The sequence below is a fragment of the Luteibacter jiangsuensis genome (assembly GCF_011742555.1).
Lineage (GTDB): Bacteria > Pseudomonadota > Gammaproteobacteria > Xanthomonadales > Rhodanobacteraceae > Luteibacter > Luteibacter jiangsuensis.
In genome coordinates this window covers 591573-601651 of sequence record NZ_JAAQQR010000002.1, presented here as the reverse complement: position 1 = coordinate 601651, position 10079 = coordinate 591573, and the positions used below count along the sequence as shown (strand labels likewise).

Here is a 10079-nt window from a genome sequence, read left to right as displayed (position 1 = left end):
TCAGGCCGGCTGGATCAGGTCCCAGGCATTGCCATAGAGGTCTTCGAAGACGGCGACCGTGCCGTAAGGCTCGTGCCTGGGTTCCTCGCGAAAGCGCACGCCATGAGCGCGCATGCGTGTCGCGTCGCGAGCGAAATCATCGGTTTCAAGGAACAGGAACACCCTGCCGCCGCCTTGCCGGCCGATGTGCGCGCGCTGCTCGTCGCTTGCCGCCTGCGCCAACAGCAGCCGGGTGCCGTGGGAGCCGCGTGGCGCGACCGTCACCCAACGCTTGGTTTCGCTCAGCGGCGTGTCCTCTATCAGCTCGAAGCCGAGCGCATCGACGAAGAAGCGAATCGCCTCGTCATAGTCGCGAACGAGGAAGGTGACGGCACCGAGAGAAGGCATGCTACGGGTCCAATGAAGGCGGGCCCGTAGCATCCTCGCCGGCGCGACGTCGGGCAAGCCTGTTGCCGCGACGCGGGCTGGCTCCGTCTGCCGTTGCTACGGGATCACCACGTCGTCGGCTTCGGGTTGCGCTCGTCGAAGCCCTTCTGGTGCCAGTAGGGGTAGGGCGGCGTGGTCTGGCTCACCGCGTCCAGGCGGCCGATTTCTTCCGGCGTGAGCGTCCAGCCGACCGCGCCCAAGTTCTGCGTCAGCTGGGCTTCGTCACGGGCCCCGATCACGATGTTGGACACGGAAGGACGGCTGAGCACCCAGTTCAGCGCCACCTGGGTGATCGACTTGCCGCGCTCGTTGGCGATCGCGTCCAGCACGTCGACGATGTCGTAGAGCTTCTCTTCATCGACGGGCGGGCCGCCGACCGCGCCGCCGGAGGCGATGCGACCGGCATCCGCGGGCCTGCCGCGACGGATCTTGCCGGTAAGCCGGCCCCAACCCAGCGCGCTCCACACCATCGTGCCCACGCCCTGGTCGAGCGCCAGCGGCATGAGTTCCCACTCGTAGTCGCGGCCGACGAGCGAATAGAAGCCCTGGTAGGCCACATAGCGGCCGAGGCCATATTTCTCGGAAACCGCGAGCGACTTCATGAGATGCCAGCCGGAGAAATTGGAGGCGCCGATGTAACCGATCTTGCCGCTGGAAATCAGGTCGTCAAGCGCGCGCAGGGTTTCTTCCACCGGCGTGAGGGCGTCGAAGCCGTGCATGAAATACAGGTCGATGTGGTCGGTCTGCAGCCGGCGCAGGCTGGCCTCGCAGGAGCGCACGATGTGGTATCGCGACGAGCCCTTGTCGTTCGGGCCGTCGCCCATGGTGAAGGTGGCCTTGGTGGCGATCAGGGCCTTGTCGCGGCGCCCCTTGAGGGCTTCGCCGAGTACTCCCTCCGCCATGCCGCGGGAATAGATGTCCGCGGTGTCGAACATGTTGAGGCCATGATCCAGGCACAGGTCCACGATGCGCCGGGCTTCCTCCACCTGGGTGGAGCCCCAGCGCTCGAAGAACTCGCCCGAGCCACCGAAGGTACCGGTGCCGAGGCTGAGAACGGGGACTTTGAGGCCGGAGCGGCCGAGCTGACGGTGTTCCATGGGGAGTCCTTGTGGGGAGGGGGGCTCTCCAGCATGGGGCGTCCCGGACCGCCGCTCAAGCATGCGACCGGGACATCCGTCTCACTGGCTTGGAATTCCCCTGACGGAGCGGTTCAAGGCAAACGAGTGGCCTGTGTGAAGACAACCTGCCAGACACCATCTTGTTCACGCCAGACGTCGGCAAATCGCAGCCGTGCCTTGAACGGCTTCCCTCCGCTGGAGCCGTCGAGCGTTACCACGCCACCCAGGACCGCACCGTGTGGCCAGATCCGGATCACCTCTTGCTCTACTCGGTAAGGTTTCAGGCTGAAGCCATCGGTGGTGTAGTCCCTGATGAACGCCGCTTTGTCCTCGACCTGCGCCCCGCTGTTGAAAAGAACGTAGTCATCGGCTAGCAGGCGCCGGAGTGCAGCGGCATCACCGCCGATCTGCGCGCGATCGAACTCGGCCGCAGCCCGCGCGAGGGAAGCCGGCATCGAGGCAGGATCGGAGCTGGCGTTGTCCATAGGGGCAGCCGCTGCCAGGAATGCGAGGAGAAAAGGGACTTTCATGCGATCGTTCCGGTCAGCGGGAGTAGGTCACCAATATTTGAATCGCCCCCACGATACAAGAGGGCTTCCGCGGTTCTCGCATGCCCGGTGTCGAATGGCCCACGTGATATTCCAGGAATTGGCCCAACCAGCCCGTCCCGCTTCACCTAAAGTCCTGCGCACCGAATCGAGGAGAGCGAAGATGGGGAACGTGTTGAAAACGGGAACGGCGATCGCTGCGATCCTCGTGGGCGCAGCCGCCAGCGCTGGCGATGCGCCGCCACGGAACGGCGCTCATGACTTCGATTTCGTGCGCGGGGTTTGGCATACCCACGTCACGAAAGTGCTCGATCCGTTCGATGGCGGATCCCTCACCGAGACCATGGACGGTACGAAGACGGCGCGTCCGATCTGGGGAGGCCGCGCCTGGCTGGAAGAGATCGAAGCGGATGGCCGAGCCGGGCACTGGGAGGGAGCAACGCTATTCGTCTACAACGCCAAGGCCGGCCAATGGACTCAGGATTATATCGACAGCGACTCTGGGCAGATCGAAACGCCTTCCGTGGGAAGTTTCAAGGACGGCCGCGGAGAGCTCTTTGGAACCACCGTGTACAAAGGTAGCACTGTCCTCTCGCGTGAAGTGTGGTCCGACATCACCGAAGACGCCCACCGTTTCGAAATTTCCTACTCGCGCGATGGTGGCCGCACCTGGGCTACCGTGTTCAAGGCCTATCTCACGCGATTGAAGTGATCCCGCGATTCAGCCGTGGCGGCGCAAGGGGTGCCTGGCGCGTCAGATCGCCTGGCGCAACAGTGACAGCCCTTGTTCGATTTGCTTGAGGTCGGCCGTGCCGTAGCCAAGCACCAGGCCTGTGCACGTGGGCTTAGCCACGAAGTACCTCTCGAAGGAATGCAATTGCACGCCCAATCCCAAAAGGTGACGGGTGACACGCTCCAGACGGCGCGCGGGGAGGAGCGACGACGCCCCCACATGCATGCCATAAAAGGATGGCACTGGCAAAAGGGATTCCGCGAATTCGGCTCGCAGGATTTCGCAAATGAGGTCACGACGTTCCTTGTAAAGACCACGGAGCTTCCGAACGTGTCGCGCCAGGTGTCCTTCGGCGATGAAATGCGCGACCGCAGCCTGCGTCAGGGTTGGGCAATGCCAGTCGAGACAGTTCTTTGCGGTAGTTAATGCCGGCATGGCCCAGGGCGGCGCCACAAGAAATCCGAGTCGAAGCGCAGGTAGCATGCACTTGGAGAACGTTCCGACATAGAAGACATCGCTTGCGGGGGCCGTGGATCGCAGGGACTGGAGCGGTTCGCCGTCGTAGCGGAACTCGCCGTCATAGTCGTCCTCGACGATCACCGCGCCATGCTGCCGGGCAAAGGCATGCAAGGCCAAGCGTCGCTGCGCGGACATCGTCACTCCCGATGGAAACTGGTGCGATGGGCAAACACAGACGATATTGGCACTGCTTGGCAGGGCATCGACGACCAGACCTTGCTCGTCCACGGGGATCGGTACGACACGGGCACCGGCAGCCAGAAACGCGGCGCGCATGGGTGGGTACCCCGGATCTTCGGCCGCCACGGTCGTGACGCCTGGCGTCACCAGAACGCGGGCCAGCAGATCGAAAGCCTGTTGCGCCCCGGCGGTGACCAGTATGTCCTCTGGCTCGCACACAACCGCGCGAGATGCCCCAACGTGGGTGGCGATCGCTTTCCGCAGGGGAAAGTGCCCCTGGTTGCCCTGAGGACTGTCGAAGCGGGGGCGCTTCAGCTCCGTGCGCCGCAGCTGCCTTGCCGTGACGCGCCGAAATACATCGAATGGAAACAGTCGTGGATCGACGAGCGCGGGCCTGAAATCCAGCGATGTCGCAGCTTCCGATGACGTCGCCCGCGGCTTGTCCTGCCAGAAATTGAGCGCCTGAAGCACTTCCGGCCGCCGCCAAAGGGCGTTGAGGCGCCGGTCGGGTGTGGATGGCGTCGTGTGGTGCGGGTGCGGCGGCTGCTTCTTCTTGGGGGCGATGAACGTCCCTGCGCCTTGCCGAGACATGACCAGACCTTCCATGGCCAGACGTGCATAGGCACGGGCAACCGTGTTCCTGGAGACGCCGAAAAAAATCGCGGACTCCCGTTCCGGAGGAAGCCTGGCGCCGGCGACCAGGCGGCCGGCCAGGATGGCGCGGCGTAACTGCCCGTAGACCGAATCCGCGGCTCTGCGACTGCCCTTGGTGGGAAGGTCGATGGCAATCTCAAAGATGCTGGGCATGGTCGCTCCGGGGCGCCTGCTGCAACGCGGCCTGGTTCGTCTGCCTTGCCAGAAGGGTGAGAATGGCCTTCCAGGCGGCTTTGGCGTCGCGCGGGTGACCGGACCAGGCAACGTAGCCGTCCGGCCGCACCAAGACCATTCCCGGGCGAGGCAACACCCGCAGTTCGAGCACGCTTCTCATGGACGCGACCAGGCGTTCGGCGTCCTGGACGACGGCGGGGGCGGAGTCGTTTCCAAGCACCAGCACGAAACGTCGGCCGATGCCGGTGCCACCTTGCAGGGATGCATCGAAGTAACGCTCGCCGGCGCCCGCAACCATGGGGCTACCGGCATAGGCGATACTGAGTCCGGATAGCCTGTCGACGAGCGCATGCTGGAAGGACGTCAGTCGGGACACCGAACGAATGACCACGCCGCGCAACGCCTGAGCTAGCCTGCTTCGTATGCCCATCGTCCTCGTCAGGCGATCGGTGCTTTCAATGACTCGCTTTATCACCGGCAGGCGTTCGTCGTCATAACTGTCGAGCAAGCACTCAGCACCCTGGCCGCCCAGGACGAGATCCAGCTTCCACGCGAGGTTCCAGACATCCTGCAAGCCGGTGTTCATTCCCTGGCCGCCAAAGGGGCTGTGGATGTGTGCCGCGTCGCCTGCCACGAAGATCCGGCCTTTCCGAAGGCTGGGAACATGGCGGTGGTGTATGCGGAAATAGCTGCTCCAGTGCAGCGCGACAGCCTGGATGCCCGGTGGTGCGCGCTGGTCGAGCAACCGTTGCACCAGTTCGAGTGAAGGCGCCTCCCCTTCCATAAGATCGACCATTGCCACGACACGCCGGCGCTGGGCATTGATGGGGAATATTGCCAGCGGTCCCGATGCATGCGGGCAGAGGTGAAGCCGATCCACCGGCAAGTCGCCGTGTATATCGATGTCGGCAAGCAAGAATATATCGCGATATTCGCCACCGTCGAAGCCGAGATCCAGTCCGTGCCTCACCGTGCTGCGGGCGCCGTCGCAGCCAACGACGAACGCCGCGCTCGTTTCCTCATGCACGCCATCGCGCTCCAGTTTCACCACCACGTGGCCCTGTTGCTGCGACGCGCTGATGAAGCACGTTCGGTATTCGACCGTGCCACCCCGCGCCTCCAGGTTGTCGACGAGCAGACGCTCGGTAACGTCCTGCGGAACCATCGCGATGAATGGATAGGGGCTTTCCCTCGGCGAAAAAGACACGTGTGCCAACGTGCGCGCGCGCTCCTCGACAACGATGGACGTGACGCGATTGGCGGCCTTGAGAAAGGGCTTCACAAGGCCCGCCATATCCAGGATCTCCATCGTCCGTGGGAAGATGGCGAGCGCCTTGGAGTGCTCCGATTGCCTCGAGCGCTTTTCCACGATCCGGAAGTCCAGTCCTCGCCGGGCGCACTCGTTCGCCATGAGCAGGCCCACAGGGCCCGCTCCCACAATCAAGACATCGACCCTCTCCCTACTCCGATCCTGCATGGCGATCCTCCCTTTGAAGGTGGGGCGCGAGGGGTGGCTTCGTCGCGGCTTGCGCGTACCATGTATGCAGAACGGACTCAGCAAAGTGCGTCAGCACGTCTTCATCCAGGTTGGTATTGTTCAGCAGCACCAAGGTGCGGTCATCGTGTACAGCATGAACCAACAGCGCCTTGAACCCGCCCATTGAGCCGATTTCCCAAGCGAGCGTCGTTGTGCGACCGCCCAAAGGCTGCTGCAGGACACGCCCGCCGATCGCATAGTGCTCGGAAGGCTCGTGGACTGTCATCAATGCCTTCAAGGCGACTGGCGAGAGCCACGACGTTTCATACACCTGGTGGGCCAGCCGGGATAGATCGGCTGCCGTACTGTAAATGGTCCCTGTTGGAATCAAATAGGGCGGGATGACGTGCACCTCTTCAGGCGCATTTGGAGCTCCCGACGCGTAAGCCACGGCGTGCTGGGGGGGGCGGAAGTCCCCGTGGGTGACGCCGCTGCCTACGAGATGCGCCGGAGCAAGAACGGTCTCGTCCAACAAGGTCTCCATCGGCTCGCCGGACGCTTGCTCAAGGACTGCCTGGACCAGCAGCCAATTCGTATGAGTGTAGTCAAACCGAGTTCCCGGGGCGAACACGAGCGGCCCAAATCCAAAGCGCTTGACCGCCTGGGACGTGGTCATCTTCTCCGAGGCAACCTCGGGGCGATTGATATATTCGGTCGACAAGCGGTCCTTGATGCCGCTCATGTTCGAGAGCAGATGCACCACATCGACACGCTTCCCGACTTCGGCCGGGTAACCAGGCAAGTAGAGGCTGATGGGGGCGTCAATGTCCAACCGCCCCTGATCGACCAGCCGCAGCGCCGCCAAGGTCGTGAACCACTTGGATATCGAGCCTACCTGGAATCGGGTGTCCGACGTGACCGGCCGTTTCGATTTTCGATCCGCAAGGCCGTACGCGCGCTCGAAGACTATCGTCCCGCGATCGGTAAGCAGGACCATGCCATTGAATGCATGGGATCGAGCGAACGAGTCGATCACGTTGTTCAGATCCGGCGAGGGCGCGGCGATGCTCATGCCGAGGCCAACGCAAGAAGTCAGTATCGTCACCGCGGCAAAAGCGAGTCGGATGGTTAGACGCATGGGTTCATCATTGGCGTAGGGCTCCTGGCAGTAGAGTGCAGACCAACGCGAGAATCAGGAGAGAAATTTCCGATTGCCTGCGTCCGCGCCAAACTCGCGATCGGGCTATCGAAAAAACCGATAGGTGCGAGACGACACCTTCCGAACTCAGGCATTTCAAGGATGTTCGATATTCGACTGTGCCGCCCGCACCTGCGACTGCTTGATAAGCAGGCTCTCGGTCATATCGTACGGAATTGTTGCAATGAAGTGATGCGGGCTCTCGCCGGGAAAAAGGCTTCGGCGCCAGGGTGCACCCTCCCTCCACTTTCCAGCGATTGCACGGCGCAGTCCCCCCACTCAAGGCGTGTGCTGCTCGAAAGGTACCGGTGGTGGATTGCGCTCGGCGAACATGCCATTCCAAGGCGATAGTCCATGAGTATGGATCCTTGCGCGGAAATGGGAGTCAATATTCGAAATCACTAGCGGCCGGCGTCCGCCCGTGACAGGCCATGGTCCAGCGCTTCAGCGAATCGAGAGGGATCGTCTATCCACGAGTAGTGGCTTGCCGATGGCATCACACTTTCTTGCACCTTGCCGGCCTCCACTTCGCCAGACCAGGACGCCGCTGCAGGATCGATGTAGTCCCGGTCTCCCTGAATGATTGTGATGGGAACGGGGTGTGCCTCGAGTACGGCCCGGATATCGAAACTGGGCGGAATGGTGCTGCTGATAGCGTCTGCAACATCTGAGTTGTAAAAGACCTTTCCACCAACGACTTCCCGCCAGTGATCGAGGTTAATCACGTTCACAGACGCCTGACTTTCGATACGCCAGCGGATCGTCTTTTGTTCAGCCGTATCATTCTTCGGATCGGCAGGCAGGTGGGCAGCCGTTGTGGCGGCCGCGATCTCGTACTTCCGTTCTCTCAGCGCCTTCTGACGCGGCCGCATCTCGCTTAGCCAGGTCTTGAGTTCGAAGGACGGCGGCACGGAGGCCGCGAGCACGAGGCCGGCAACATGATCTGGATGAGCCTGGTAGTAGCTCAACGTGAGCAGTGTTCCGAACGAGTGAGCAAAGAGGACCAATTTCGGAACGCCAAGCGACTTTCGTAGCGTCTCCAGGTCATCGACCAGCTGTCCCATGCTCAGCTTGGAGGCCGCGGCGTCTGGTACCGGCGACAGCAAGCTTCCTCTTTGGTCGAACAGAACGAACTTGTGTTTGTCGAGTTGAGGCCGCAACGCATCGATAATGTAATGAAAATCGTTGCCTGGGCCGCCATGGAGAAACACCACAAGTGGCCCAGCCCCCAGTTCGGTGACGTAGAGGTTGGCGGCGTGATCCGCGGTCGGCAGATACCAAGCGTTTCGCTGAAGTTGGCCGTATACGTCCTCGGTTCTTTTGGCGTTAGCGTTGGTAGCGCGTGCGCCGGGCGCCAAAGTGCAGGCCAGCGTGCACGTCAAGATCAGGCTCGGCAATTTGCGCATGATGTGCTCTGGTCCTTTCGTGTATGTATGTTGGCTGCCGTCTCGGCCTGGTCCTAAGTCGACGCGTACTAGGCCGTAGCCCGCGCCGGCAACGCAGCCAGCGCAGCGGCTGTGTCCAGCACGGTGGCGAATTCATCCTGAAGATCGCTGAGCGCGGCGGCATGCACTTCGTCGGCAGATCGCATCAGCCCGTCCAACGTCGGCCGCGCAAACGCAGCGCAGGCGTCGGAAACCACATGCGTCTTGAAGCCGAGGTTCCCAGCCATGCGCGCTGTGGTGGAGACGCAATGGTTGGTCGTAAGTCCGACGATCACCACCGTTTGGACCCCGCGGCTACGCAGTTCCTCTTCCAAGCCGGTGCCAATGAACATGCTATTGACCGTCTTGCGGTGCACTGATTCGCCGACGAGCGGCATGAATCCTGGTTTTGGGCGGTTTCCGGGCGTGCCTGGCCGAAACGCACCATCTGCCCCGGGCGAATCATGCTGCGCGTGCATCACGGGCATGTTCTGGGCTCGCCACGCGGCCAGCAAGCGAGTGATGTTTTCTTCGGCATGGGGGTTGTTGCGCTCACCCCATCGCGGATCGTTGAATCCTTCTTGCACATCTATGACGAGCAGCGCGGTGGACGGTGGCAGCTTCATGTGTATCCCCTGCGGATGTAGTGATGGAGAAAGCTTGCCGATTGCTTGCAGGCGCGCCAAACTCACGATTGGGCTATCGGAAAAGCCGATGGGTGGGAAAAAGACACCGTTGGAACTCAGGCATTTCGCCGCACTCGTGGCTTTAGCTGAGGCTGGGGGCGTCGGTAAGGCTGCACGGCGACTCGGGGTAGCTCAATCGACGCTTTCCGAAGCACTGCTTTCGCTGGAGCGAGCGCTAGGCCATCCTGTGCTGGAGCGGATGCCTGGGGCCTCAGCTGCGTTGACGGAGGTGGCCCGTCGGCTCCTTCCGCATGCGCGATCCATTCTCCTCGCCACCGAGCGCGCGCACGCAGAGGCGCTCGCCATGCCCGTGCGACTAGTGGTGGGTACGGTCGAATCGGTGGGTACACATCTGCTCCCGATGGCGCTTCACGCTTGCCGAAGTGCGCACCCGCAATTGGAGTTGCAAGTTTCCGTTGGGCTGTGCGAAACATTGAAGGCTTCTTTCGCCGCTGGCCGTATCGACCTGCTACTCACACTGGAACGGGCACGTACGCGGAGTAGCCGTTCAGCGATACCCGCGCATTCGATTCCGTTGATGTTGCTGCGCGAAGCCGAAGACACTTCTCCCATAGAGGATACGTGGCCGTTGTTGGTACCTGATCCGGAAGGCGCGCTTCACGCGGCCGCGCGAGACTGGGTGCGTCGCGAGGGGGTCTCTCGGCATGTAGTCTCAACGGGCACACTCGATGGCGTGCGCCGCGGGGTATGCAGCGGGCGGGCCTTGGGTTTCCTGCCGCGCCATGCCGTGCTGGACGACTTACGAGTTGGGCGACTGAGCACGGTGAACACACGTGGTGCCCTTCCGTCGCTTGAGTTGCGTGTACGCCTTCGCCGTTCCGTTCCCGCCGCCTTGCGTGAGGGAGCTGGCACCGTCACGAGTGCAGTATCCAAGCAGCTTGTCGCCGAAGCTATGGCAGAGTGAGGAACGATCGGCTGCCG

Annotated in this window: 10 protein-coding genes; 2 read left to right on the top strand and 8 right to left on the bottom strand. The window is 62.3% G+C overall.

Translation table 11 applies throughout. The features are described from left to right. From HBF26_RS06445 to HBF26_RS06435, 3 genes are all read right to left on the bottom strand, one after another. Entirely contained in the window at positions 1–387 is a 387-nt protein-coding gene (locus tag HBF26_RS06445) for a VOC family protein (RefSeq protein ID WP_167124208.1), read from the bottom strand. Between the two features lie 104 nt (positions 388–491). Further along, positions 492–1523: an aldo/keto reductase gene (locus tag HBF26_RS06440; protein ID WP_167124206.1), complete on the bottom strand. Its 1032-nt coding sequence runs from the start codon at positions 1521–1523 to the stop codon at positions 492–494. A 113-nt stretch (positions 1524–1636) separates the two neighbouring features. After that, a complete protein-coding gene (locus tag HBF26_RS06435) occupies positions 1637–2074 on the bottom strand; it encodes a nuclear transport factor 2 family protein (protein WP_167124204.1) in 438 nt (145 codons plus the stop codon). 181 nt (positions 2075–2255) lie between these two features. Between HBF26_RS06435 and HBF26_RS06430 the strand changes: the two genes are divergently transcribed. Beyond that, positions 2256–2804: a hypothetical protein gene (locus tag HBF26_RS06430; protein ID WP_167124202.1), complete on the top strand. Its 549-nt coding sequence runs from the start codon at positions 2256–2258 to the stop codon at positions 2802–2804. 42 nt (positions 2805–2846) lie between these two features. On the opposite strand, the gene pdxR is transcribed toward HBF26_RS06430, so the two are convergent. The 5 genes from pdxR to HBF26_RS06405 form a co-directional block, all read right to left on the bottom strand. Next, complete coding sequence (gene pdxR / locus HBF26_RS06425) at positions 2847–4331, bottom strand: MocR-like pyridoxine biosynthesis transcription factor PdxR (RefSeq protein WP_167124200.1); 1485 nt, start codon at positions 4329–4331, stop codon at positions 2847–2849. Continuing rightward, positions 4315–5829 carry an FAD-dependent monooxygenase gene (locus tag HBF26_RS06420; RefSeq protein WP_167124198.1) on the bottom strand — a complete coding sequence of 505 codons (1515 nt, stop codon included), beginning with the start codon at positions 5827–5829 and terminating at the stop codon, positions 4315–4317. Before HBF26_RS06420 ends, pdxR begins: the two co-directional genes overlap by 17 nt. Beyond that, complete coding sequence (locus tag HBF26_RS06415) at positions 5813–6967, bottom strand: serine hydrolase domain-containing protein (RefSeq protein WP_167124196.1); 1155 nt, start codon at positions 6965–6967, stop codon at positions 5813–5815. The genes HBF26_RS06420 and HBF26_RS06415 overlap by 17 nt, the downstream gene beginning before the upstream one ends. A gap of 461 nt (positions 6968–7428) precedes the next feature. Continuing rightward, positions 7429–8433 (bottom strand): alpha/beta fold hydrolase, encoded by a 1005-nt coding sequence (locus tag HBF26_RS06410; RefSeq protein WP_167124194.1) that lies wholly within the window; start codon positions 8431–8433, stop codon positions 7429–7431. 68 nt (positions 8434–8501) lie between these two features. Beyond that, on the bottom strand, positions 8502–9077 hold the full coding sequence (locus tag HBF26_RS06405; RefSeq protein ID WP_167124192.1) for a cysteine hydrolase family protein: 576 nt from the start codon (positions 9075–9077) through the stop codon (positions 8502–8504). Here HBF26_RS06405 and HBF26_RS19945 point away from each other — a divergent pair. Then, the gene (locus tag HBF26_RS19945; RefSeq protein WP_425482969.1) at positions 8974–10062 is read left to right on the top strand and encodes a LysR family transcriptional regulator; all 1089 of its coding nucleotides are present in this window, start codon (positions 8974–8976) and stop codon (positions 10060–10062) included. The genes HBF26_RS06405 and HBF26_RS19945 overlap by 104 nt on opposite strands. Positions 10063–10079: the final 17 nt, after the last annotated feature.

What these genes read in the sequence shown, in the direction of transcription:
- HBF26_RS06415 (WP_167124196.1), bottom strand. Translation starts at nt 6,967, where the DNA reads ATGCGTCTAACCATCCGACTCGCTTTTGCCGCGGTGACGATACTGACT.
- HBF26_RS06430 (WP_167124202.1), top strand. Translation starts at nt 2,256, where the DNA reads ATGGGGAACGTGTTGAAAACGGGAACGGCGATCGCTGCGATCCTCGTG.
- HBF26_RS06440 (WP_167124206.1), bottom strand. Translation starts at nt 1,523, where the DNA reads ATGGAACACCGTCAGCTCGGCCGCTCCGGCCTCAAAGTCCCCGTTCTC.
- HBF26_RS06445 (WP_167124208.1), bottom strand. Translation starts at nt 387, where the DNA reads ATGCCTTCTCTCGGTGCCGTCACCTTCCTCGTTCGCGACTATGACGAG.
- pdxR (WP_167124200.1), bottom strand. Translation starts at nt 4,331, where the DNA reads ATGCCCAGCATCTTTGAGATTGCCATCGACCTTCCCACCAAGGGCAGT.
- HBF26_RS19945 (WP_425482969.1), top strand. Translation starts at nt 8,974, where the DNA reads ATGTTTTCTTCGGCATGGGGGTTGTTGCGCTCACCCCATCGCGGATCG.
- HBF26_RS06410 (WP_167124194.1), bottom strand. Translation starts at nt 8,433, where the DNA reads ATGCGCAAATTGCCGAGCCTGATCTTGACGTGCACGCTGGCCTGCACT.
- HBF26_RS06420 (WP_167124198.1), bottom strand. Translation starts at nt 5,829, where the DNA reads ATGCAGGATCGGAGTAGGGAGAGGGTCGATGTCTTGATTGTGGGAGCG.
- HBF26_RS06435 (WP_167124204.1), bottom strand. Translation starts at nt 2,074, where the DNA reads ATGAAAGTCCCTTTTCTCCTCGCATTCCTGGCAGCGGCTGCCCCTATG.
- HBF26_RS06405 (WP_167124192.1), bottom strand. Translation starts at nt 9,077, where the DNA reads ATGAAGCTGCCACCGTCCACCGCGCTGCTCGTCATAGATGTGCAAGAA.